Source organism: Roseateles sp., assembly GCF_047654785.1.
GTDB lineage: Bacteria > Pseudomonadota > Gammaproteobacteria > Burkholderiales > Burkholderiaceae_C > Pelomonas.
On the sequence record NZ_JASGKQ010000001.1, the window covers coordinates 782,088 to 804,451 of the forward strand.

Here is a 22,364-nt window from a genome sequence, read left to right on the forward strand (position 1 = left end):
TGCCGTGGCCCGGACGTGGCAACGGCCTGCGCAAGCAGGCCGTGGTGCGGGGTTTGCCCGGGGCCGGCGCTATTCCGACGCCGGCGAGGCGGCGGGCGCCACGGCGGCGGCCGGCTCGGGGGCGGGCGCGTGGCTGCCGGCCGGCAGCGGCAGCAGCGGCACGATCAGCAGCGCGACGATGTTGATGATCTTGATCAGCGGGTTCACGGCCGGGCCGGCGGTGTCCTTGTAGGGGTCGCCCACGGTGTCGCCGGTGACGGCGGCCTTGTGCGCTTCGCTGCCCTTGCGGTGCTCCTGGCCCTTGTCGTCCTTGAAGCCTTCTTCGATCAGCTTCTTGGCGTTGTCCCAGGCGCCGCCGCCGGTGCACATGCTGATGCCGACGAACAGGCCGGTGACGATGGTGCCCATCAACAGGCCGCCGAGCGCGGCCGGGCCCAGCGTCAGGCCGACGATGACCGGCGTGGCCACGGGCAGCAGCGACGGCACGATCATTTCCTTGATGGCGGCGGTGGTCAGCATGTCCACGGCCGCACCGTAGTCGGGCTTGCGCCGGCCGGCCATGATGGCGCCGTCGGCGAACTGCTTGCGCACCTCCACCACCACCGCGCCGGCCGCGCGGCCCACGGCCTCCATCGCCATGGCGCCGAACAGGTAGGGAATCAGCCCGCCGATGAACAGGCCGAGGATGACGCGGTGGTCCGACAGGTCGAAGCTGACGTGCAGGCCGCGCGCCTCCAGCGCGTGCGTGTAGTCGGCGAACAGCACCAGCGCGGCCAGGCCGGCCGAGCCGATGGCGTAGCCCTTGGTGACCGCCTTGGTGGTGTTGCCCACGGCGTCCAGCGGGTCGGTCACGTCGCGCACGGCGGCGGGCAGCTCGGCCATCTCGGCGATGCCGCCGGCGTTGTCGGTGATCGGGCCGTAGGCGTCCAGCGCGACGACGATGCCGGCCATGCTCAGCATGCTGGTCGCCGCCACCGCGATGCCGTACAGCCCGGCCAGCGCATAGGCCGCGTAGATGGCCGCGCAGACGAACAGCACCGGCCAGGCGGTGGACTTCATCGACACGCCCAGGCCGGCGATGACGTTGGTGCCGTGGCCGGTGGTGGAGGCCTGCGCGACGTGCTGCACCGGGGCGTACTGCGTGCCGGTGTAGTACTCGGTGATCCAGACCATCGCCGCCGTCAGCACCAGGCCCACCGCGCAGGCGCCGAACAGCGCCATCGCGCTGGTGCTGCCGCCGCCGGCCAGCCGCACCTCGCCGGGGAACATCGCGCGCGTGACGAAGAAGAACGCCACCAGGCTCAGCACGCCGGCCACGATCAGGCCCTTGTACAGCGCCGGCATCACGTTCTTCATGCCGTCGCTGGCCTTCACGAAGAAGCAGCCGACGATGCTGGCGATGATGGACACGCCGCCCAGCGCCAGCGGGTAGATGACGCCGGCCTGGGCCGCGTCGCCCAGCACCATCAGCGCGCCCAGCGCCATCGCGGCGATCAGGGTCACGGCATAGGTCTCGAACAGGTCGGCGGCCATGCCGGCGCAGTCGCCGACGTTGTCGCCCACGTTGTCGGCGATGACGGCCGGGTTGCGCGGGTCGTCCTCGGGGATGCCGGCCTCGACCTTGCCCACCAGGTCGGCGCCCACGTCGGCGCCCTTGGTGAAGATGCCGCCGCCCAGCCGCGCGAAGATCGAGATCAGCGATGAGCCGAAGGCCAGGCCCAGCATCGGCTTGAGCGCCGCGCTGTCATGCCCGCCGCCGATGGCGAGATAGAAGCCGCCGACGCCCAGCAGCCCGAGGCCGACGACCAGCATGCCGGTGATGGCGCCGCCCTTGAAGGCCACGTCCAGCGCCGGGCCGATGCCTTTCGTCGCCGCCTGCGCGGTGCGTACGTTGGCGCGCACCGAGATGTTCATGCCGATGAAGCCGCAGATGCCCGAGAGCACCGCGCCGATGACGAAGCCCACGGCCGTCGTCAGCCCCAGGCCCGATGCCGCGAGGGCGACGGCCAGCACGACGCCCACGAGGGCGATGGTGCGGTACTGCCGGCCGAGGTAGGCGGCCGCGCCCTGCTGGATCGCCGCGGCGATCTCCTGCATGCGGGCGTTGCCCGCGTCCTGGCTCAGGATCCAACTTCGCTGGATGAAGCCGTAAAGAACGGCCGCGAGGCCGCAGGCCAGTGCGAAGTACAGCGCCATCTCCGTCGACATGTGTTCGTCTCCTCAGGTGCGTGTGATCTGTCCGGCCCACGCGGGCTGCGCAGGCCTGCGCGGCGGAGCTTAAGGGCCGGCCCCGAGGCGGCGGGGGCTCGTTTACCCATAAACCTAGAATCCGGGTTTCCCTTAGCCGCTAGAACGACGACCATGAGCCTGCACAACGTGTCCCCCGGCGCCAAGGCGCCCGACGAGTTCAACGTCATCATCGAGATCCCGATGAATGCCGACCCCATCAAGTACGAAGTGGACAAGGAGACCGGCGCGCTGTTCGTCGACCGCTTCCTGACCACGCCGATGTACTACCCGTGCAACTACGGCTACATCCCCAGGACGCTGGCCGACGACGGCGACCCGGTGGACGTGCTGGTCATCACCCCGTTCGCGCTGACGCCGGGCGTGGTCGTCACCTGCCGGCCGCTGGGCGTGCTGATGATGGACGACGAAGCCGGCGGCGACGCCAAGCTGCTGGCCGTGCCGACCAACAAGATCCTGCCGATGTACAGCCACTGGGAAAAGATCGAGGACGTGAACCAGATGCGCTTGAAGGCCATTCAGCACTTCTTCGAGCACTACAAGGACCTGGAGCCGAACAAGTGGGTGAAGGTGAAGGGCTGGGAAGGCCCGGACGCCGCCAAGCGCGAGATCACCGAGGGCATGGCGAACTACGCCAAGGCCTGACCGGGGCTGCCCCCCGTGGCTGGAAGGCGCCGCTGATGCGGCGCTTTTTTTGTGCGCTCGGCATGAGCGCACTCTTGCGGGTGAAAGTCCCGCCGTAAGTTGATCGCGACGAACGAAGACGGCGACACGGGCCTGCTGCTGCGCCACCGCCGCCGGCGTTCCTGGTCGTGGGCGCGGGCGGGTGTCGGCTGCCGATGGCCCCCGGCCCGATGCCGAAGGGGTCAGCTCGGCGCCAGGTTCAGGAAGAAGCGCGACAGCCAGCCGATGGCGTGGGCGTCGCTGACGGCGCCGCGGCCGCGTTGTTCGATGCGGACGTTGGCCACCGAGGTGGAGGGCACGACGTTGCCCTGGCCGATCAGGCGCGGGTCCACCTGGCCGGAGAAGCGCAGCACGTCGACGTTGCGGTTCACGCCGATCTGCTTCTCGCCGCTGATCATCAGGTGGCCGTTGGGCAGCACGCCGGTGACGACGGTGGTGATGACGCCGATGAACTCGTTGGTGTTCTGGTTGCTGCCCTTGCCCTTGTTGTCGTTGCCGGAGGTGGCCTCGGCGCCCGCGCGGGCGAAGGCCTTGGGCGAGATGCCGGGCACGGCGGTGACGCCGGCGGAGAGCGTGCCGGTCTTGCTGAGTTCGCTGGTGCTGGTCTGCGTGGCGGACACGCGCTCGGTGATGCTGACGGTGAGCGTGTCGCCGACGAGGCGGGCGCGGTGGTCCTCGAACAGCGGGCGGTAGGCGGCGGCCTGGTAGATGGCGCCGTTGCCGGCCGCCACCGGCTGCACGGGCGGCAGCTCGACCACCGGCGTGTGGCTCAGCTCCACCTCCGGCGTCGGGTAGGGCGTGGCGCAGCCGGCGAGCAGGGCCGCGGCGATGATGGCGATGACCAGTTTCATGACGTCTGTTCCTTGTGTCAGCCTGCCCACCAGGCCGCGCAGCCGGCCCGGATGGGCCTATATCTGCGCCAGCTTCTGCAGCATCTGGTCCGAGGTCTGCACGGCCTTGGAGTTGAGTTCGTAGGCGCGCTGGGTCTGGATCATCTGCACCAGCTCCTCCACGACGTTGACGTTGGAGGTTTCGACGTAGCCCTGCTGCACCGCGCCGAGGCCATTGCCGTTGGGCGAGCCGGTGCTGGGCGTGCCGCTGGCGGCGGTTTCGGTGAAGAGGTTCTGGCCGCGCGGGTCCAGGCCGGCCGGGTTGATGAAGTTGGCGGTCTGCAGCTGGCCCACGGTCTGCGGCGCGGCCTGGCCGGGCAGCGTGACGCTGACGGTGCCGTCGTTGCCGATGGTCAGCGACTGGGCGTTCTCGGGGATGGTGATGCCGGGCAGCAGCGTGTAGCCGTTGTTGGTGACCATCTGGCCGTTGGCGTTGAGCTGGAAGCTGCCGTCGCGGGTGTAGGCGGTGGTGCCGTCGGGCATCTGGATCTGGAAGAAGCCGTCGCCCTTGATGGCCAGGTCCAGGTTGTTGCCGGTCTGCTGCAGGTTGCCCTGGGTGTAGATGCGGGCGGTGGCCACCGGGCGCACGCCCAGGCCCACCTGCAGCCCGGTGGGCAGCGTGGTCTGTTCCGTGCTGTTGGCGCCGGCCTGGCGCAGGTTCTGGTAGATCAGGTCCTCGAAGACGGCGTGCGAGCGCTTGTAGCCGTTGGTGGCGACGTTGGCGAGGTTGTGGGAGATGTTGTCCAGCTGGGTCTGCTGGGCTTCCATGCCGGTCTTGGCGATCCAGAGCGAGCGCATCATGGCGGGGGTCCTCAGGTGGGGCCGAGCAGCTTGGCGGACTGCTGGCCCTGGGTCTGGGCGAGTTGCAGCAGTTTCATCTGCTGCTCGAATTGGCGGGCCGCGGCGATCATGGAGACCATGGTCTGCACGGCGCTGACGTTGGAGCCTTCCAGCGCGCCGTCCTGCAGCCGCGCGGCGGGGTCCTGGGGCAGGTCGCCGTCGGCGGCACGGAACAGGCCGTCGTCGCTGCGCTGCAGCTGGCGGGTGGCCTCGGGGGTGACGAGCTTGAGCCGGCCCACCGGGGTGGGGCGCTGGTTGGGCTGGGCGGCGCTGACGGTGCCGTCCGCGCCGATGGCCACGGTGCTGTCCGGCGGGATGGTGATGGGGCCGCCGTCGCCCAGCACGGGCATGCCGTTGCGCATGACGAGCAGGCCTTCGGCGTTCACGTCCAGCGAGCCGGCGCGGGTGTAGGCCTCGGTGCCGTCGTTGGCCTGCACGGCCAGCCAGGCGCTGCCCTGCATGGCCACGTCGAGGTTGCGGCCGGTGGGGGTCAGCGCGCCGGGGGCGGCGTCGTAGCCGATCGTGGTTTCGAGCGCGAAGGCGCGGGTGGAGGCGCCGTCGCCGCGCACCGGCACCGCGCGGAAAGCCTGCAGCTCGGCGCGGAAGCCGTTGGTGGTGACGTTGGCGAGGTTGTGCGAGAGCACGTCCTGCCGCTGCATGGCCGCCTTGGCGCCGGCCATCGACAGGTAAATCATCCGATCCATGCCGGCTCCTTTGCTCGGTGCGCGCGCCCGCGCCGCGCGCCGAAGGCGCGTCGGGGGCGGGCCATCACCTCAGGTTGACGATGGTCTGCATGACCTGGTCCTGGGTCTTGATGGTCTGCGCGTTGGCCTGGTAGGCGCGCTGCGCGGTGACCATGTTGACCAGCTCGGCGGTCAGGTCGACGTTGCTTTCCTCCAGCGCGCCGGAGCGCAGGTCGCCGAGGTTGCCGTCGCCCGGAACGCCGACGACGGCGTCGCCCGAGGCGATGGTGCGCATCCAGACGTTGCCGCCCATGGCCTCCAGGCCCTGCGGGTTGCGGAAGTTGGCCAGCTCGACCTGGCCGCAGGGCTTGCTCTGGCCGTTGGAGTAGCGGGCCAGGATGGTGCCGTTGTCGGCCACCGAGATGCCGGTGAGCTGGCCGGGGGAGTAGCCGTCCTGGGTGAGGTCGGTGACCGCGAAGTTGCTGCCGTTCTCCATCGCCTGGGTCAGGTCGAACTCGATGCCGGGGATCGCCAGCGTGCTCTTGCCGGTGGAGGTGGTGACGGCGGGGATGCTCATCGGGATGGACCAGCCCGGGGGCCACTGGCCCTGGTCGGGCGAGGGTGGGGTGAGGCCGGAGTCGGTCCAGGCCTGGCCGCGCGATACGCCGCCGATGCTGTCGGGGCGGCCGCCGGTGGTGGGGAAGTTGATGGTGGTGAAGGGCTGGGTGATGTTGCCGCTGGCGTCGGGCGCGACCGCGTTGCCGGCGCTGTCGAAGGCTTCGCCGTTGGCGGTGGCGTAGACGTTCCAGCTGTCGGCGCCGGTCTTCTGGAAGTAGAAGGTGACGGCCACGTCCTGGCCCTTGGCGTCGTAGACGGTCATGGACGTGGCGTTGGTGTAGGTGGTGGCGTCGGTGAGCTTGATGCCCGAGGCGACGATGGGCTCCTTGCGCGAGTCCAGCGTGAACTCCAGCGCCGCCTTGGTCGTGGCCTTGGGCGGGATGCCGGCCGTGGGCAGCTTGATGGGCTGGGCGATGCCGGGCTGGATGATGCCGTCGTCGGTGGCCGGGTAGCCCATCAGCTTGAGGTTGTCGTTGTTGACGATGAAGCCGTCGCGGCTGAGCTTGAACTGGCCGTTGCGGGTGTAGCGCACCGGGCTGACGCCGTCGGTCACCTGGAAGAAGCCGGCGCCGTTGACGGCCATGTCCATCGGGTTCTCGGTGGCCGAGATGTTGCCCTGCGTGAACTGCTGGGCCACGGCCTGCAGCGAGGTGCCGATGCCGATCTGGTTCTTGCCCGCGCCGTTGAGGGCGGCCGCGTAGACGTCGGCGAACTCGGCGCGCGAGGCCTTGGCGCCGTAGGTGCCCGAGTTGGCGATGTTGTTGCCGATGACGTCGAGGTTCTTGGACGCGGCGTTGAGCCCGGAGAGGCCTTGCTGGAAGCTCATGGGGGAGTCCTTGCTGTCGTGCGGTGGGGCGGGGGAGGCGGAAGGGCGGGGCCGGTCAGTTGACGGCCGACACGCTGGTGTAATCCACCGGGCCGAGGCGTTCGAGGTTCAGCTTCAGGCGGCTGTCCTCGCTGTAGACGGCGGTGACCTTGTCGTGGGCGTAGGTCGTCGCGGTGACGGCGGTGGTGCCGTTGGTGGCGGTGATGCGGTACTTCAGCTCGCTGCCTTCGGCGGCCAGCGCGCCGGCCTGCCAGCTGAAGGTCTGGCGGCCCGAGCCCTGGGCGCCGAGCTGCTGGGTGTCGATGACGTTGCCGGCCGGGCCGAGGATCTCCAGCTTGACGTTCTTGGCCGGGCCGTCCAGCTCGTAGCTGCCGCCGGCCTCGCCGCCGCTGACCTGCAGGCTGTCGCTGGGCACGCTGACCTCGCGGCCCACCAGCGAGATGGACTGCAGCGCCTGCATCTGGCCGAGCTGGCCGCCCAGGCCCTTGATGCTGGTGTCCAGCGTGGACAGGCTGGTGACCTGCTGGATCTGCGCCATCTGGCTGGTCACCTGGGCGTTGTCCATCGGGTTCAGCGGGTCCTGGTTCTTCATCTGCGCGACGAGCAGCTTCAGGAAGCGGTCCTGCGTGTCGGCGGCGTTCTTGGCTGACATGGTCGGCGTGGCCGTCGTGCTGCCGTTGAGGGCGGTGATGTCCATGGTGCGGTGTCTCCGGGTCAGCCCTGGCCCATCTGCAGGGTCTTGAGCAGCAGGCTCTTGGCCGTGCCCATCACTTCGATGTTGTTCTGGTAGGAGCGCGAGGCGGAGATCATGTTGACCATCTCCTCCACCGGGTTCACGTTGGCGTAGGTGACGTAGCCGTCGGCGTCGGCCTGCGGGTGCGCGGGGTCGTGGACGCGGCGGCCGGGCGTCTGGTCCTCGGTCACCTGCACCACGCGCACGCCGGCATTGCCGCCGTCGTTGCCGGCGCCCATCAACTGGGTCTGGAACACCACCTGGCGCGCCTTGTAGGCCTGCCCGTCCGGGCCGGCCACGGTGTCGGCGTTGGCCAGGTTGCTGGCCACCACGTTCAGGCGCTGGCTCTGCGCGCTGACCGCGCTGCCGCTGACGTGGAAGATCTGGAACATCGACATGGCTCAGCCCTCCGTCAGCCCTGGTTGTGCGACTTCATCGCGTCCAGCGCGGTGCGCACCGAGCCGTTGATGAAGCGCAGCGTGGCCTCGTACTTCACCGCGTTGTCGGCGAAGCTGGCGCGCTCGCGGTCCATGTCCACGCCGTTGCTGTCCAGGCTGGTCTGCGACTGCAGCGCGTAGGCCTTGCCGGTCTCGCCGCGCGCGCCGGCCAGCGGCGCCAGGTGGGCGGGCTGCGTCGTCGCCAGGCGGCCGGGCGTGGCCAGCTCGCCGGTGGCCTCGCGCAGCGCCCGGGCGAAGTCGATGTCGCGGGCCTGGTAGCCCGGCGTGTCGGCGTTGGCGATGTTGCTGGCGAGCAGCCGCTGGCGCTCCGCCCGCAGCGTCAGCGCCTGGGTCTGGAAGTTCAGCGAGTCGGTGAGTCGGTTCATCTCGGGCCTCTTTCGAGGGGCGGGGCCGGCATGGCCTCCTGGCGCAAATTGTCTGGAGCACCCCCGGAAACATGAGCGGGATCAGCGGGGGAAAAGCCCGTCAATTCGGGCCTCGCGGCGGCCGCGGCCCTCTCTAGAGTGGCGGCCATGCTGCGTCGAACCGCGTTCCTGCCGTGGGCCCTGCTGGCCGGGGCCTGTGCCCAGGCCGCGCCGGCCCCTGCGCTCGACCCCGCGCTCGTCGAGCGCGTGCGCCAGCTCGCCGAGACCGCCGCGCGCGCCACCGCGCCGCCGGGCACGCGCGTGGCCGTGGAGATCGGCCAGCTCGACGCCCGCCTGCGCCTGGCGCCCTGCCGGCAGGTGCAGCCCTACCTGCCGCCGGGCATGGCCGTCTGGGGGCGCAGCCGCATCGGCCTGCGCTGCACCGACGGCAGCGCGCGCTGGAACGTCACGCTGCCGGTGCGGGTGTCGGTGTTCGGCCGCGTCGTCGTCGCCGCCGCGCCGCTGCCGGCCGGCACGACGCTGGCTCAAGACCAGCTCGCGCTGGCCGATATCGACATCGCTGCCGAGCCCGGCGCCGTCTTCACCGACGCCGCGCCGCTGGCCGGCCGCACGCTGGCCCGCCCGCTCGCGGCGGCCGAGGCGGTGCGCGCGCCGGCGCTGAAGTCCCGCCAGTGGTTCGCCGCCGGCGACACCGTGCAGGTGCTGGCCGCCGGCCCGGGCTTCTCGGCGGCGTCGCAGGCGCAGGCGCTGTCCGCCGGGGTGGAGGGGCAGGAGGTGCGCGTGCGCTTCGAGAGCGGCCGCGTCGCCAGCGGCCGTGCCGTCGGCGAGCGCCGCGTGGAGCTGCTGCTGTGAGCGCGGCGCGACGAAACGCCGCGGCGGACCGGAAAAACCCGCCAAATCCCGCTCAAGTTCCTGGGCGCGGGGCCGATACAAGGGGAAACTCCCCCTGCAATACCCCCAGCGGGGTCCGCCCCGCACCCTGGAGAAGCCCATGAAGATCGGCAACAGCCCCGAAGCCAGCGCCGGCCCGGCCAAGGTCGAGCGGCGCCCCGCCGCGCGCAAGCCCGACGCCCCGCTCGCCGACGCCGCCGCCCCGGCGCCCAGCGCGCAGGTGGCCATTTCCAGCACCGCCCAGCTGGCCGCCGCCGGCAGCGACGACGGCAGCTTCGACGCCGCCAAGGTCCAGCGCATCTCCCAGGCCATCTCCGAGGGGAAGTTCACGATCAACGCCAGCGCGATCGCGGACCGGCTGGTCGCCAATGCGCAAGAATTGCTCGACGCGCGCGCCAACAAGCACTGAGCCCCTGCACCCATGACCGCCACCGCCTCGCCCCTTCCGCTCGGCGCCGAGCTCGAACAGCCGCTGCTGGCCGTCGAGGCCGCGCTGAACCAGCTCGGCGACGCGCTGGCCCGCCGCGACACCGCCGCGATCGAGCAGCACGCCGCCGAGCTGCACCAGCACCTGGCCCGCGCCGTGCAGAGCTTCCGCGAGGCCGCCCGCACCGGCGGCGTGCCCACCGCGCTGCGCCACCGCCTGGTGCGCGCCGGCGGCCTGCTCGCCGCGCAGCGCGAGGCGCTGGCGCGCGGCAACGCCTCGCTGGACCGGGCGCTGGACGTGCTGATCCCGAGCGAGCCCACCGGCCTGTACGGCGCCGGCGGCCGCGCGGAGCGGCGCAGCCTGGGGGGCGGCGGCTACCAGGCCTGATCCGGGGCCGCACCCGCCACGCAAGAGCCACCCCGCGGGGTGGCTTTTTGCTATCCGAGTTGGGTGTCGAGCCGGGCCGGGAGCGTGCGCCTGCTGCTCCTGCACCTCTACGAACTGGGCTGCGTCACCAAAAATGGATTGACGACGCGCAGCCGCCGTTCAAACACATGCCCTGCTTGCAGGTCTTCCGAGAACAGCACCTCGCAACCCGCTTCGAGCGCGCTGGCGACGATTTGCGCGTCGAAGTGCGAGAGCGAATGGCGCTGTGCCAACGCCAATGCATGCTGCACGGTCTGCGTGCCGACGAGCGCCACGTCCAGGCGATCAACCAGGTCGGCAACCACTTCTCCGGCCTGCTGCGGCGTGAAGCCGAGCTTGCGCCGCATGACGTTGGCGACTTCACCCAGCACTTGCACTGAAATCGTGGCCGGCGTGTCGAGCAGCGCCACGGCCGCCGCCTTCTTTGCCGGTTCCTGGCCCAGCGCGTAAATCAACACATTGCTGTCGAGGAACGCCTTGGGCATGGCCTCAGCGCGCGTTGGCTTCGTCGCGGTCGAAGCGATGGTCGGACAGGTCGGCCTGATAGCGGGCGTAGAACGTGCCTGCATCCTGCTTCGCGGCCTGCTCCGCAACCGGCTGGGCGTGCCGGGCGGCCAGGAACTCGGCGAAGTGCAGCACCTCGCTGGCGGCCTGCTGGGGCAGCGACAGGACTTTGTCGTAGATGCGGGCGGCAAGGCTCATGGAGGCACTCTTGCGAATGGCGGCGAAACGGGTTGAATTTTAGTTGCCTGCGGAAATGCGCAAGGGTTCGGTGCCGGCCTCAACGCGTCGCCGCCTGCCGCACCCGGTCCAGGTAGGCATGTCCGTCCGGCGGCAGGCCGCTGCGCTGGGAGGTCCAGATCATCTCGCCCAGCGCTTCCATCGCCGTGTGGTGGGCCTCGTGGCGCGAGTTGCGGCGGGCGGCCAGCAGGTCGATGGCCTGGCGGATGCCGGCCGGCTGGTCGATGGCGTGCTGCTCCGTGATCGTCAAATGCATGGACAGGTGCAGGAAGGGGTTGGTGCGGCCTTCCTCGACCGTGTAGACCTGTGCCAGCGCGGCCGCCTCGTCGGCGAGGTCGGCGTGGTATTCCGGGTGCTCGGCGATCCAGTCGGCCGCGATGGCCTCCATCGGGATCAACGGCAGGCCGTCGCGCCATTTGCGGTAGGTGGCGCAGAAGAAGCGCCGGACTTCGAGCTGGGACGGGGCGAACATGGCCGCGATTGTCGCCGCCCGGTCCCGCGGGGTCAGGCGTCGTGCCCGTCCCGGGCCTTGTTGCGGGCCTCGCGGCCGGCGTCCTCCGCCGCGCGCTCGGCGGCGACGAGCTGGTCGAACTGCTGCAGGCCGAGCTTGGCGGCGGCGATCAGCGCCCCCTCGTCGCGCTGCAGCGGCGCCATGCGCTCCAGCAGCTCCAGGTTGTGGCGCTTGAAGCGCAGCGCCTGGCGGCGGGCGGCCTGGGGGCTCATGCCGGCCAGCTCCAGCACGCTGCGCGCGCTCAGCAGCGCCGACTCGAAGGTCTCGCGCTCGACGTGCTCGACGCCCAGCTCGCGCAGCCGGTAGTAGTGCTGCACGTTGCGGGCGCGGGCGACGAGCGTGAGCTGCGGGAAGTGCGTGCGCGCCAGCTCGGCCAGCGCCAGGCTCTGGCCGACGTCGTCGATGGCGATGACGAGGATGCGCGCGCTGGCGGCGCCGGCACGCCTGAGCAGGTCCAGCCGCGTGGCGTCGCCGTAGTGCACGGTCCAGCCGAAGCGGCGCAGGCTCTCGATGGCCTCGGCATCGTGGTCCAGCGCGGTGGCCTGCAGGCCGTTGGCGCGCAGCAGCCGCCCCACGACCTGGCCGTAGCGGCCACTGCCGGCGATCAGGATGGGCGCGGGCGGCGGTGGCGGGGCGTCGTCGCGGCGGTCCTTGCGGCCCAGGCGGGCGAGCTGCTGCGACATGAGCTGGTCGCCGCCGCTGAGCAGCAGCGGCGTGAGGGCCAGCGACAGCGCGACGGCCGCGACCAGCGCGGAGTTCTGCGCCGCGTCGATCAGGCCCTCGCCCAGCGCGAGCTGGAACACGACGAAGCCGAACTCGCCGCCTTGCGCCAGCAGGATGACGAAGGCCGGCCGCTCGACGAGCGGGATCCGCATCGCCCGGGCCATGGCCGTGAGCACGGCGGTCTTGCAGGCCAGCAGCGCCGCCAGCACGCCCAGCACCAGGCCGGGCTGCGCGGCCACGGCGGCCAGGTCCAGCCCCATGCCCACGGTGATGAAGAACAGGCCGAGCAGCAGGCCCTTGAACGGCTCCAGGTCGGTCTCCAGCTCGCGGCGGTACTCGCTCTCGGCCAGCAGCACGCCGGCCAGGAAGGCGCCCAGCGCCATCGACAGCCCCACGGCCTGCATCAGCGCCGCCGTGCCCAGCACCAGCAGCAGCGCGGCGGCGGTGAAGATCTCGGGCGTCTTGCTGCGGGCGATCCAGCGCAGCGCCGGGCGCAGCAGCAGCCGGCCGCCGAAGATGATGGTGACGATGGCGCCGAGGGCCTTGGCCGCCGCCATCCAGGTGGGGCCGCCGCCGCCGTGCGCGCTGCTGAGGGCCAGCACCGGCACCAGCGCCAGCACCGGGATGGCCGCGATGTCCTGCAGCAGCGCGACGGACAGGATGCTTTCGCCGGCCGTCGTGCGGCCCAGGTTGCGCTCGCCCATCACGGCCAGCGCCACGGCGGTGGACGACATCGCCAGCCCCAGGCCGACGACCACGGCCAGCCGCCACGGGTGGCCCAGGGCCAGGCCCACGGCCGCCAGCACCGCCGCGCAGCCCAGCAACTGCACGCTGCCCCAGCCGAAGATGGGCCGGCGCATGGCCCACAGCCGCCGCGGCTCCAGCTCCAGGCCGACCAGGAAGAGCATCAGCACGACGCCCAGCTCCGCCACCTCGGGGATGGTGGCGGAGGCCGGCGCCAGGCCCAGCACGGCCGGCCCGATCAGCACGCCGGCGACCAGGTAGCCGAGGATGGCGCCCAGCCGCAGGTAGCGCGCCAGCGGCACGGCCAGCACGGCGGCGGTGAGGAAGACCAGGGGCAGGTGGAGCCAGGAGGAGCCGTGCGTCATGGGGGCGGGCAGAGGGGCGGGGAGGTCGGATGTCGCGGACGGGGCTGCCCGGCACGGCGGGGTAGGTTACCGTCCGCGCACGTCAACCTTCCCGACCCCGCCCATGCGCATTTTCGAAACCCTGGCCGACCTGCAGGCCCTCGTCGGCCAGCCGCTGGGCCACAGCGACTGGATCACGGTGGACCAGCCGCGCGTCAACGCCTTCGCCGAGGCCACCGAGGACCGGCAGTGGATCCACGTCGACCCGGCGCGCGCCGCGGCCGGCCCGTTCGGCGGCCCGATCGCGCACGGCTTCCTGACGCTGTCGCTGATCCCGTATTTCTTCGAAACCGGCTTCGCGGTGCGCGAGACGCGCATGGTCGTCAACTACGGGCTCAACAAGGTGCGCTTCACGGCGCCGGTGCCGGTGGGCAGCCGGCTGCGGGCGGGCTTCCGGCTGCTGGCGATGGACGAGGTGGCCGGCGGCGCGGTGCAGCTGACGGTGGAGGTGGCCATCGAGGCCGAGGGCGCGGCCAAGCCGGTGTGCATCGCGGAGAGCCTGGCGCGGCATTACCGCTGAACGCCGCCGGGGGCGGATAGCATCGCGGCCCGTCCCACGACTGACCCTGCCGCCCATGGCCTCCAGCCTGTTCCTGCTGCTCGACGACATCGCCACCGTCCTGGACGACGTGGCGACCATGACCAAGGTGGCCGCCAAGAAGACGGCCGGCGTGCTGGGCGACGACCTGGCTCTGAACGCGCAGCAGGTCACCGGCGTCAAGGCCGACCGCGAGCTGCCGGTGGTGTGGGCCGTGGCGCGGGGCTCGCTGCTGAACAAGGCCATCCTGGTGCCGGCCGCGCTGGCCGTTTCGGCGTTCGCGTCCTGGGCGATCACGCCGCTGCTGATGGCGGGCGGCGCCTTCCTGTGCTTCGAGGGCTTCGAGAAGCTGGCGCACAAGTTCCTGCGCAGCGCCGCCGAGGACCAGGCGCACCACGACGCCCACCTGAAGGCGCTGGCCGATCCGCAGCTGGACCTGGCCGCCTTCGAGCGCGACAAGGTCAAGGGCGCGATCCGCACCGACTTCATCCTGTCGGCGGAGATCATCGTCATCTCGCTGGGCACGCTGGCGGGCGCCGCGCTGCAGACGCAGCTGGCCGTGCTGGTGGCGGTGTCCATCGCGATGACGGCGGGCGTCTACGGGCTGGTGGCCGGCATCGTCAAGATGGACGACGCGGGGCTGTGGCTGTCGCGCCGGGCCGGCGCGGCGGCGCAGGCGGCGGGCCGCTTGCTGCTGGCCGCCGCGCCGCGGCTGATGCGCGCGCTGTCGGTGCTGGGCACGGCGGCGATGTTCCTGGTGGGCGGCGGCATCCTGGTGCATGGCATCGCGCCGCTGCACCATGCCGTCGCGCAGTGGGCAGCCGGCCGCTCCTGGGGCGTGGCGGCGCTGATCGAGAACGGCAGCAACGGCCTGGCCGGCATCGTCGCCGGCGCGGTGGTGCTGGGCGTCGTGACGGCGGTGCAGAAGCTGCGCGGCCGGAAAAAATCCTGAGCCCGGCTCAGGCGGGCGTGTGGGCCAGCCGGACGTAGATCGGCGCGAAGGCCTCGGCCTGCGTGATCTCCAGCAGCCGCTCGCGCGCCAGCTCCAGCATCGCGATGAAGGTGACGACCAGCACGGCCTGGCCGCGCGTCACGTCGAAGAGCTGCTCGAACTCGACGAAGCGCTGGCCCTGCAGCCGGCGCAGCACCAGGCTCATGTGTTCGCGCACCGACAGGTGCTCGCGGCTGATCTTGTGGTGCTGGTTGAGCCTGGCGCGCTTCAGGATGTCCAGCCAGGCCTCGCGCAGGTCGGCGGCGTCCACGTCGGGGAAGCGGGTGGTGAGCGACTGCTCGATGTGGACCTGGGCGCGCAGGAAGTCCCGCCCCAGCACGGGCAGGCGGTCCAGCCGCGCGGCGGCGAGCTTGATCTGCTCGTACTCCAGCAGCCGGCGCACGAGCTCGGCGCGCGGATCCTCGGGCTCCTTGCCGTCCTCGCTCTTCTTGGGCGGCAGCAGCATGCGCGACTTGATCTCGATCAGCATCGCCGCCATCAGCAGGTACTCGCTGGCGAGTTCGAGGTTGTGGACGCGGATCTGCTCGACGTAGCTCAGGTACTGGCGCGTCACGTCGGCCAGCGGGATGTCGAGGATGTTGAAGTTCTGCTTGCGGATCAGGTAGAGCAGCAGGTCCAGCGGGCCCTGGAAGGCTTCGAGGAAGACCTCCAGCGCGTCCGGCGGGATGTAGAGGTCCAGCGGCAGCTGGAACAGCGGCTCGCCGTACAGGCGGGCGACGGCGACGGTATCGACCGCTTCGGGCAGGCCGGAGAGGCCAGACTCAGCGTGGCTGGGCTCGTCGGCCACGACCCCAGTCACGGCTTACTTGGAATCCGTTTGGTAGACGTAGGGCTTCTGCGGCACGCGGGCGGCGTTGAAGCCGGCCTGCGCGGTGCGGTCCTGCTCGCGGTCCCACAGCAGCGCGCGGCCGGCGCGCTGCTCGGCCTCCAGCGTCGGGCGCTGGGCCTTGAGCTGGTCGATGAATTGGGTCACGTCGGACTTGTAGGGCTTCCAGAACAGCGGCATGGTGGTCTTTCCAACTAGGCCGGCGATTTTAGTTCGGCCAGCGACGGCAGGATGCCCGCCTCGCCCAGTTCCTCGGCCAGCCCCGAGCGCTGAAGCAGGCTCAGCGGCTGGGCGTTCACGTTGGCCAGGATCAGCGCCACGCCGCGCCGGGCCAGCGCGCGGTGCAGCTCGCGCAGCGCCTCGACGCCCGAGGTGTCCATGACGATCAGCCGGTGCATCTCGAAGACCACCGCGCGCGTGCCGGCCGGCAGCTGCTCGGGCAGCGGTTCCAGCTTGCCGACGGCGCCGAAGAACAGCGCGCCGTACAGCTCGTAGGCGACCGCGCCGTCCGGCAGCGGCTGATCCTCGACGCGCCGCAGCGTGAACAGCTGGCTCATGCGCCAGACGAAGAACACGCAGGCGCCGATCAGCCCGACCTCGACGGCCACCGTCAGGTCGGCCACGACCGTCAGCGCGAAGGTGGACAGCAGCAGCGTGCGGTAGGTCAGGTTGAAGCGCCGCAGCCGCGCGAACTCGTGCCACTCGCCCATGTTCCAGGCGACGACGAGCAGGATGCCCGCCAGCGCCGCCAGCGGCACGTGCACGGCCAGCGGCGCGGCCGCGAGCAGGATGACGAGCAGCGTCAGCGCATGGACGAGGCCGGCCACCGGGCTGCCCGCGCCGGCGCGGATGTTGGTGACGGTGCGCGCGATGGTGCCGGTGGCCGGCAGGCCGCCGAACAGCGGCGCGGCGAGGTTGGCGACGCCCTGCGCCATCAGCTCCTGGTTGGGGTCGTGGCGGGGCAGGTCGGGCGTCAGCTTGTCGGCCACGCGCGCGCACAGCAGCGACTCGATCGCGCCCAGCAGCGCCAGCGTCACGGCCGGGATGACGAGCTGCTGCGCGCTGCCCCAGCTCAGCTCGGGCCAGGCCAGCGGCGGCAGCGACCGCGGGATGCTGCCGAAGCGGCTGCCGATGGTGTCCAGCGGCAGCTGCAGCAGCGCGGTCGCGGCGGTGGCGCCGGCCAGCGCGACGACGGTGCCCGGCAGCAGCGCCAGCCAGCGGCGGATGCCGGTGAGCGGCCGGCCCTGGGCGATGTTCTTGGGCCACAGCAGCACGACGGCGATGCAGGCCGTGGCGAGCAGCGGCGCGGCCGGTTCGAGGCTGCCGAGGTGGGCGCGCAGCGCGCCGAGCTGGCCGAAGAAATCGGCCGGCATGTGCGCGATGCGCAGGCCGAGGAAGTCCTTCAGCTGCGCCAGCGCGATCAGCACCGCGATGCCGTTCGTGAAGCCGGTGACGATGGCCACCGGGATGTAGCGCACCAGCACCCCGAGGCGCAGCGCGCCCATGGCCAGCAGCAGCAGGCCCGCGCCCATCGTCGCCAGCAGCAGGTTGGCCAGGCCGTGGCGCTGCAGGATGCCGTAGACGACGACGATGAAGGCGCCGGCCGGCCCACCGATCTGCACGCTGGAGCCGCCCAGCAGCGAGATCAGGAAGCCGGCGACGATGGCCGTCGCCAGGCCCTGCTCGGGGCGCAGGCCGGACGCGATCGCGAAGGCCAGCGCGAGCGGCAGCGCGACGATGCCGACGGTCAGGCCGGCGCCGACGTCAGCGAGCAGGCGCTCGCGCGTGTAGCCGCCCGCCAGCAGTGCGAGGCTGCGCGGGCGAAAGGGATGCAGTCGGGGCAGGGGCATGGGACCTCCAGGGGGTGGAACACGACGCGGGATGCGTCGTGCCCGGAGGTCCGCAGTGGTAGCGCTGGGCGATGAAACGGCGGCGCCGCGACGGGCCGAGGGGGCAGCGCGGCGCGCTCATGGTTTCAGCGCACCCGCATGCCCGGCTGCGCGCCGGCGTGGGGCTCCAGCACGAAGAGGCCGGGGTGGGCCTTCTCGTCGCCGTGGCTGGCCGCCAGCACCATGCCTTCGCTGACGCCGAACTTCATCTTGCGCGGCGCGAGGTTGGCGACGAGGACGGTGAGCTTGCCTTCGAGGTCTTCCGGCTTGTAGGCGCTCTTGATGCCGCTGAAGACGTTGCGCATGCGGCCTTCACCGGCGTCCAGCGTCAGGCGCAGCAGCTTGTCCGAGCCCTCGACGGGCTCGGCCTTGACGATCCTGGCGATGCGCAGGTCCACCTTGGCGAAGTCGTCGATCTTGATCTCGGCGGCGATGTCCTCGCCGCCGGGCGTCACCTTGATGGGCGCGGGCGCCTCGAACAGCTGTTCGACCCGGGCGAGGTCCACGCGCTGCATCAGGTGCTGGTAGGCGCCGATCTGGTGCGTGCCCAGCGCGCGGGCGGCATCGCGCCACTGCAGCGGCTCGATCTTCAGGAAGGCCTCGACCTGCGTGGCCAGTGCCGGCAGCACCGGCTTGAGGTAGATCGTCAGCAGCCGGAAGGCCTCGATGCAGACGCTGCAGACCTCGTGCAGCGCGGCGTCCATGCCGTCCTGCCGGGCCAGCTCCCAGGGCTTGTGCTGGTCGACGAACTCGTTGACCTTGTCGGCCAGCGCCATGATCTCGCGCAGCGCCTTGCCGAACTCGCGGGTTTCGTATAGCTCGGCGATCGCGCCGCTGTCCACGCGCAGCGCATCCAGCAGTTCGCGGCCTTGCGCGCCCAGGTCGGCGCTCAGGCGGCCGTCGAAGCGCTTGGCCAGGAAGCCGGCCGCGCGCGAGGCGATGTTGACGTACTTGCCGACCAGGTCGCTGTTGACGCGGGCCGCGAAGTCCTCGGGGTTGAAGTCGATGTCCTCGACCTTGTTGTTCAGCTTGGCGGCGATGTAGTAGCGCAGCCATTCGGCGTTCAGGCCCAGGCTCAGATACTTGAGCGGGTCCAGCCCGGTGCCGCGGCTCTTGCTCATCTTCTCGCCGCCGTTGACGGTCATGAAGCCGTGCACGAACACGTGGTTGGGCGTCTTGCGGCCGCTGAAGTGCAGCATCGCCGGCCAGAACAGCGTGTGGAAATAGGTGATGTCCTTGCCGATGAAGTGCACCTGCTCGACGGCGGGGTCGGCCATGAAGGCGTCGAAGTCGCGGCCCGTCTTGGCGAAGTAGTTCTTCAGCGACGCGAGGTAGCCGATCGGCGCGTCCAGCCAGACGTAGAAATACTTGCCCGGCGCGTCCGGGATCTCGATGCCGAAATAGGGCGCGTCGCGGCTGATGTCCCAGTCGCTCAGGCGGTTGTTGCCGTCCTCGTCGGGCTCGAACCACTCGCGGATCTTGTTCAGCACCTCGGGCTGCAGGCGGCCGGGCTCCTGCGTCCAGCGCGTCAGGAAGTCCACGCAGCGCGGGTCGCTGAGCTTGAAGAAGTAGTGCTCGCTGCTCCTCAGCACCGGCGTCGCGCCGGACAGCACCGAGTAGGGGTGCTTCAGGTCGGTGGGCGCGTAGACGGCGCTGCAGACCTCGCAGGAGTCGCCGTACTGGTCCTTGGCGGCGCACTTGGGGCACTCGCCCTTGATGAAGCGGTCCGGCAGGAACATCGCCTTGTCCGGGTCGAAGAACTGCTCGATGGTCTTGGTGGCGATCAGTTCGTTGCGGCGCAGCGCGAGGTAGATGGCGCGGGAGAGCTCGTGGTTCTCCGGGCCGTCCGTCGAGTGCCAGTTGTCGAAGCTGATGTGGAAGCCGTCCAGGTACTGCCGGCGGCCGGCGGCGATGCCGGCGACGAAGTCCTGCGGCGTCATCCCGGCCTTCTCGGCCGCGATCATGATCGGCGCGCCGTGGGCGTCGTCCGCGCCGACGAAGTGCACCTGCGCGCCCGCCATGCGCTGGTAGCGGACCCAGATGTCGGCCTGGGTGTACTCCATGATGTGGCCGATGTGGAAACCGGCGTTCGCATAGGGGAGGGCGGTGGTGACGAAGAGCTGGCGGGGCATGGAAGCGGCTGCGGCGGAGCGGGAAAACCGGCGATTTTAGGTTTGCGGCTCGGCCGCGTCGGCCGGCGGCGCGTCGGCCTCGCCCTCGGGCGGCGGCTCGGCGGTGTCGGCGGCGTCCGGCTTGCCGCTCAGCTTGCGCTGGCGCTTTTCCTCGGCCTTGCGTTTCTTGGCCAGCTCGCGCTGGCGTTTCTCGTAGCTGTAGTTGGGCGTGGCCAAGGGCGGTTCTCCTGGGAGCGCCCGCCAGTTGCGGGCGGGTCGAATGTAACCGGGCGCCCCGCGCCTGCCGTGCGCGCACTTGGCACCGAAAGCTACAGACCGCCTCAAGGAAGCCGGCTAAGTCACTGATTCGTAAGAATTCGCCAAGCTATCCACCGAGTCTGTGGAAAACTTTGTGGAGAACCCCCCGCCATCGCCGCCAAGCCCTTGTGTGATGCGGCTCTGCTTAGGTTGCCCATTTTTTGAGCAACCGGGTCGTTGCTATATGAATCAACAACTTAGCGGCTGGGTGGCGCTGCCCCACGGCAATCGGGGGCGGGCCCGCCAAAACACTTGACGTTTGCCGGAGATGGGGATAAGTCAAGCCGCGACGGCCGCATGTCACGCCTCTGGAGGACAGCGCGAGGCGGTTTCGGGCCGTTTTGGGCCGGCTGGCGGCCGATTTGTCCCCGCGAACTGTGGACAACTCTGTGGGCCGGCTGCCGACAGCGGCGCTAAGTGCTTGATCGGCCGCCGCCGGGCCTGGGCTGCCTGTTTTTGAGGCGGCCGTGCCGGCTAAACTCGCGGCCTTTTGAACGGGCGGCAGCGGGGCATGACGGAGACGACCAGGGACAGCGGCGGGCGCGGCAGGGGCGCGTCACGCGCCGGCACCTTCGAGCTGAAGTCGCGCCGCTTCAGCCTGCTGGGCCTGGTGCTGCACAGCGCCGACATGGCGGAGATCGCCGCCGACTGGGCGCAGCGCGCCGGCGCCGGCGGCTTCGAGCACGAGCCGGTCGTCATCGACCTGGGCCAGCTGCCGCGGCCCGTGGCGCCGGCCGACAGCCAGGCCCCGCTCGCGCTGGACGGCCCGCCGCCGCTGGACCTGCGCGCCCTGGTCGCGCTGCTGCGCGCCAGCCAGCTGCAGCCGGTGGCCGTGGCCGGCGCCACGCCCGATGAGCTGGCGCTGGCGCACGAGCTGGGCCTGGCCGACGCGGCTGACGAGCCCATCGGCGCCGAGCCGCGCGCCGCCGCCGCGCCGGTGGAGGTGGTGCGCGAGGTCGTCGTCGAGAAGCTGGTCGAGCGCCCCGCCGCGCCCGCGCCGACGCTGGTGGTGGACAAGCCGCTGCGCTCCGGCCAGCAGGTCTACGCCAAGGGCGGCGACCTGGTCGTGCTGGCGGTGGTCAGCCACGGCGCCGAGGTGATCGCCGACGGCAGCATCCACGTCTATGCGCCGCTGCGCGGCAAGGCCATCGCCGGTGCGCGCGGCGACACCTCGGCCCGTATCTACACGCAGAGCCTGGAGGCCGAACTGCTGGCCATCGCCGGCATCTACCGCACGGCCGAGAACCCGTTGCCGGCCGACGTGGCGGGCAAGCCGGCCCAGGTGCAACTCCAGGGCGAGAAGCTGCTGCTGCAGCCGCTCACCGCCTGAACCGCATTCAACGCAAGGAAACACCAGATGACCAAGATCGTCGTCGTCACCTCCGGCAAGGGCGGGGTCGGCAAGACCACCACCAGCGCGAGCTTCGCCACCGGCCTGGCCATGCGCGGCTACAAGACCTGCGTCATCGACTTCGACGTGGGCCTGCGCAACCTCGACCTCATCATGGGCGTGGAGCGCCGCGTCGTGTACGACCTCATCAACGTCGTCAACGACGAGATCAAGCTCACGCAGGCGCTCATCAAGGACAAGCAGCTCGACAAGCTCTACATCCTGGCCGCCTCGCAGACGCGCGACAAGGACGCGCTGAAGCAGGAGGGCGTCGAGCGCGTGCTGAACGAGCTGAAGGAGATGGAGTTCGACTACATCGTCTGCGACTCGCCGGCCGGCATCGAGACCGGCGCGCTGATGGCGATGCACTACGCCGACGAGGCGCTGGTCGTGACCAACCCCGAGGTCTCCTCGGTGCGCGACAGCGACCGCATCCTCGGCATGCTGTCCAGCAAGACCAAGCGCGCGATCGAGGGCGGCGAGCCCGTCAAGGAGCACCTGCTCATCACGCGCTACAACCCGAACCGCGTCGAGGGCGGCCAGATGCTGAGCCTGGACGACATCCACGAGATCCTGCGCACGCCGCTGATCGGCGTCATCCCGGAGAGCGAGAGCGTGCTGCAGGCGTCCAACCAGGGTCTGCCGGCCATCCACATGCAGGGCTCGGACGTGGCCGAGGCCTACAAGGACGTGGTCGCGCGCTTCCTCGGCGAGGACAAGCCCATGCGCTTCACCGAGGCCGTGAAGCAGAGCTGGTTCAAGCGCGTCTTCGGCGGCAAGTGAGCGGAGGCCTGCGATGGGATTCCTGAACTTTTTCCTCGGCGAAAAGAAGAGCACCGCCAGCGTCGCCAAGGAGCGGCTGCAGCTCATCCTCGCGCACGAGCGCAACGGCCGCAGCAGCAGCCCCGACTACCTGCCGCAGCTGCAGCGCGAGCTGGTGGACGTCATCAGCAAATACGTGTCCATCAACCCGGACGACATCAAGGTCCACATGGAGCGCCAGGGCGACCTGGAGGTGCTGGAAGTGAAGATCGAGCTGCCGGAAACGGCGGCCGGCCGCTGACTGCGG

26 protein-coding genes are annotated in these 22,364 nt (G+C 70.7%); 9 read left to right on the forward strand and 17 right to left on the reverse strand.

From position 1 onward, the window contains the following. Window positions 1-69 precede the first annotated feature (69 nt). The gene (locus QM788_RS03665) at window positions 70-2,208 is read right to left on the reverse strand and encodes a sodium-translocating pyrophosphatase (RefSeq protein WP_415660099.1); all 2,139 of its coding nucleotides are present in this window, start codon (window positions 2,206-2,208) and stop codon (window positions 70-72) included. Between the two features lie 153 nt (window positions 2,209-2,361). Here QM788_RS03665 and ppa point away from each other — a divergent pair, with 153 nt between their 5' ends. Further along, complete coding sequence (gene ppa, locus QM788_RS03670) at window positions 2,362-2,892, forward strand: inorganic diphosphatase (RefSeq protein WP_415660100.1); 531 nt, start codon at window positions 2,362-2,364, stop codon at window positions 2,890-2,892. Window positions 2,893-3,113: 221 nt separating this feature from the next. Here the strand turns inward: ppa and QM788_RS03675 are convergent, their stop codons facing one another. From QM788_RS03675 to flgB, 7 genes are all read right to left on the reverse strand, one after another. Further along, a complete protein-coding gene (locus QM788_RS03675) occupies window positions 3,114-3,782 on the reverse strand; it encodes a flagellar basal body L-ring protein FlgH (RefSeq protein WP_415660101.1) in 669 nt (222 codons plus the stop codon). Between the two features lie 57 nt (window positions 3,783-3,839). Continuing rightward, on the reverse strand, window positions 3,840-4,622 hold the full coding sequence (gene flgG, locus QM788_RS03680; protein ID WP_415660102.1) for a flagellar basal-body rod protein FlgG: 783 nt from the start codon (window positions 4,620-4,622) through the stop codon (window positions 3,840-3,842). Window positions 4,623-4,633: 11 nt separating this feature from the next. Further along, window positions 4,634-5,365, reverse strand: coding sequence for a flagellar basal-body rod protein FlgF (gene flgF, locus QM788_RS03685; protein WP_415660103.1), 732 nt, complete (start codon window positions 5,363-5,365; stop codon window positions 4,634-4,636). Between the two features lie 64 nt (window positions 5,366-5,429). After that, window positions 5,430-6,788 (reverse strand): flagellar hook protein FlgE, encoded by a 1,359-nt coding sequence (gene flgE, locus QM788_RS03690; RefSeq protein WP_415660104.1) that lies wholly within the window; start codon window positions 6,786-6,788, stop codon window positions 5,430-5,432. Window positions 6,789-6,843: 55 nt separating this feature from the next. Then, window positions 6,844-7,485, reverse strand: a complete 642-nt coding sequence (locus QM788_RS03695) for a flagellar hook assembly protein FlgD (protein WP_415660105.1) — start codon at window positions 7,483-7,485, stop codon at window positions 6,844-6,846. A gap of 17 nt (window positions 7,486-7,502) precedes the next feature. After that, window positions 7,503-7,919, reverse strand: coding sequence for a flagellar basal body rod protein FlgC (flgC, locus tag QM788_RS03700; protein ID WP_415660106.1), 417 nt, complete (start codon window positions 7,917-7,919; stop codon window positions 7,503-7,505). Between the two features lie 14 nt (window positions 7,920-7,933). Continuing rightward, window positions 7,934-8,344: a flagellar basal body rod protein FlgB gene (gene flgB, locus QM788_RS03705; RefSeq protein ID WP_415660107.1), complete on the reverse strand. Its 411-nt coding sequence runs from the start codon at window positions 8,342-8,344 to the stop codon at window positions 7,934-7,936. Window positions 8,345-8,491: 147 nt separating this feature from the next. Between flgB and flgA the strand changes: the two genes are divergently transcribed. From flgA to QM788_RS03720, 3 genes are all read left to right on the forward strand, one after another. Beyond that, a complete protein-coding gene (gene flgA / locus QM788_RS03710) occupies window positions 8,492-9,196 on the forward strand; it encodes a flagellar basal body P-ring formation chaperone FlgA (protein WP_415660108.1) in 705 nt (234 codons plus the stop codon). 139 nt (window positions 9,197-9,335) lie between these two features. Then, window positions 9,336-9,644 carry a flagellar biosynthesis anti-sigma factor FlgM gene (flgM, locus tag QM788_RS03715; protein WP_415660109.1) on the forward strand — a complete coding sequence of 103 codons (309 nt, stop codon included), beginning with the start codon at window positions 9,336-9,338 and terminating at the stop codon, window positions 9,642-9,644. A 12-nt stretch (window positions 9,645-9,656) separates the two neighbouring features. Further along, the gene (locus tag QM788_RS03720) at window positions 9,657-10,049 is read left to right on the forward strand and encodes a hypothetical protein (RefSeq protein ID WP_415660110.1); all 393 of its coding nucleotides are present in this window, start codon (window positions 9,657-9,659) and stop codon (window positions 10,047-10,049) included. 107 nt (window positions 10,050-10,156) lie between these two features. On the opposite strand, the gene QM788_RS03725 is transcribed toward QM788_RS03720, so the two are convergent. From QM788_RS03725 to kefC, 4 genes are all read right to left on the reverse strand, one after another. After that, a complete protein-coding gene (locus QM788_RS03725) occupies window positions 10,157-10,573 on the reverse strand; it encodes a PIN domain-containing protein (protein ID WP_415660111.1) in 417 nt (138 codons plus the stop codon). 4 nt (window positions 10,574-10,577) lie between these two features. Then, window positions 10,578-10,790: a DUF2281 domain-containing protein gene (locus QM788_RS03730; protein WP_415660112.1), complete on the reverse strand. Its 213-nt coding sequence runs from the start codon at window positions 10,788-10,790 to the stop codon at window positions 10,578-10,580. A 79-nt stretch (window positions 10,791-10,869) separates the two neighbouring features. Continuing rightward, window positions 10,870-11,301: a DUF1841 family protein gene (locus QM788_RS03735; RefSeq protein ID WP_415660113.1), complete on the reverse strand. Its 432-nt coding sequence runs from the start codon at window positions 11,299-11,301 to the stop codon at window positions 10,870-10,872. Between the two features lie 32 nt (window positions 11,302-11,333). Further along, entirely contained in the window at window positions 11,334-13,172 is a 1,839-nt protein-coding gene (gene kefC / locus QM788_RS03740) for a glutathione-regulated potassium-efflux system protein KefC (RefSeq protein ID WP_415660114.1), read from the reverse strand. A 103-nt stretch (window positions 13,173-13,275) separates the two neighbouring features. Between kefC and QM788_RS03745 the strand changes: the two genes are divergently transcribed. Both QM788_RS03745 and QM788_RS03750 read left to right on the forward strand, forming a co-directional pair. After that, window positions 13,276-13,731 carry a MaoC family dehydratase gene (locus QM788_RS03745; protein ID WP_415660115.1) on the forward strand — a complete coding sequence of 152 codons (456 nt, stop codon included), beginning with the start codon at window positions 13,276-13,278 and terminating at the stop codon, window positions 13,729-13,731. A gap of 55 nt (window positions 13,732-13,786) precedes the next feature. Beyond that, on the forward strand, window positions 13,787-14,701 hold the full coding sequence (locus QM788_RS03750) for a DUF808 domain-containing protein (RefSeq protein WP_415660116.1): 915 nt from the start codon (window positions 13,787-13,789) through the stop codon (window positions 14,699-14,701). A 7-nt stretch (window positions 14,702-14,708) separates the two neighbouring features. Here the strand turns inward: QM788_RS03750 and QM788_RS03755 are convergent, their stop codons facing one another. The 5 genes from QM788_RS03755 to QM788_RS03775 form a co-directional block, all read right to left on the reverse strand. Beyond that, window positions 14,709-15,560, reverse strand: coding sequence for a segregation and condensation protein A (locus QM788_RS03755; RefSeq protein WP_415660117.1), 852 nt, complete (start codon window positions 15,558-15,560; stop codon window positions 14,709-14,711). A 3-nt stretch (window positions 15,561-15,563) separates the two neighbouring features. After that, entirely contained in the window at window positions 15,564-15,767 is a 204-nt protein-coding gene (locus QM788_RS03760; protein ID WP_415660118.1) for a DUF3460 family protein, read from the reverse strand. 14 nt (window positions 15,768-15,781) lie between these two features. Beyond that, window positions 15,782-17,437: a SulP family inorganic anion transporter gene (locus QM788_RS03765; protein ID WP_415660119.1), complete on the reverse strand. Its 1,656-nt coding sequence runs from the start codon at window positions 17,435-17,437 to the stop codon at window positions 15,782-15,784. A 125-nt stretch (window positions 17,438-17,562) separates the two neighbouring features. Further along, window positions 17,563-19,608 carry a methionine--tRNA ligase gene (gene metG, locus QM788_RS03770; RefSeq protein WP_415660120.1) on the reverse strand — a complete coding sequence of 682 codons (2,046 nt, stop codon included), beginning with the start codon at window positions 19,606-19,608 and terminating at the stop codon, window positions 17,563-17,565. 36 nt (window positions 19,609-19,644) lie between these two features. Continuing rightward, a complete protein-coding gene (locus QM788_RS03775) occupies window positions 19,645-19,824 on the reverse strand; it encodes a hypothetical protein (RefSeq protein ID WP_415660121.1) in 180 nt (59 codons plus the stop codon). 592 nt (window positions 19,825-20,416) lie between these two features. On the opposite strand from QM788_RS03775, the gene minC reads away from it, so the two are divergent. The 3 genes from minC to minE are packed head-to-tail and all read left to right on the forward strand — an operon-like array spanning window position 20,417 to window position 22,358. After that, window positions 20,417-21,235 carry a septum site-determining protein MinC gene (gene minC / locus QM788_RS03780; RefSeq protein ID WP_415660122.1) on the forward strand — a complete coding sequence of 273 codons (819 nt, stop codon included), beginning with the start codon at window positions 20,417-20,419 and terminating at the stop codon, window positions 21,233-21,235. A gap of 27 nt (window positions 21,236-21,262) precedes the next feature. Next, window positions 21,263-22,078 (forward strand): septum site-determining protein MinD, encoded by an 816-nt coding sequence (gene minD / locus QM788_RS03785; protein ID WP_415660123.1) that lies wholly within the window; start codon window positions 21,263-21,265, stop codon window positions 22,076-22,078. Window positions 22,079-22,091: 13 nt separating this feature from the next. Further along, window positions 22,092-22,358 carry a cell division topological specificity factor MinE gene (gene minE, locus QM788_RS03790; RefSeq protein WP_415660124.1) on the forward strand — a complete coding sequence of 89 codons (267 nt, stop codon included), beginning with the start codon at window positions 22,092-22,094 and terminating at the stop codon, window positions 22,356-22,358. Window positions 22,359-22,364: the final 6 nt, after the last annotated feature.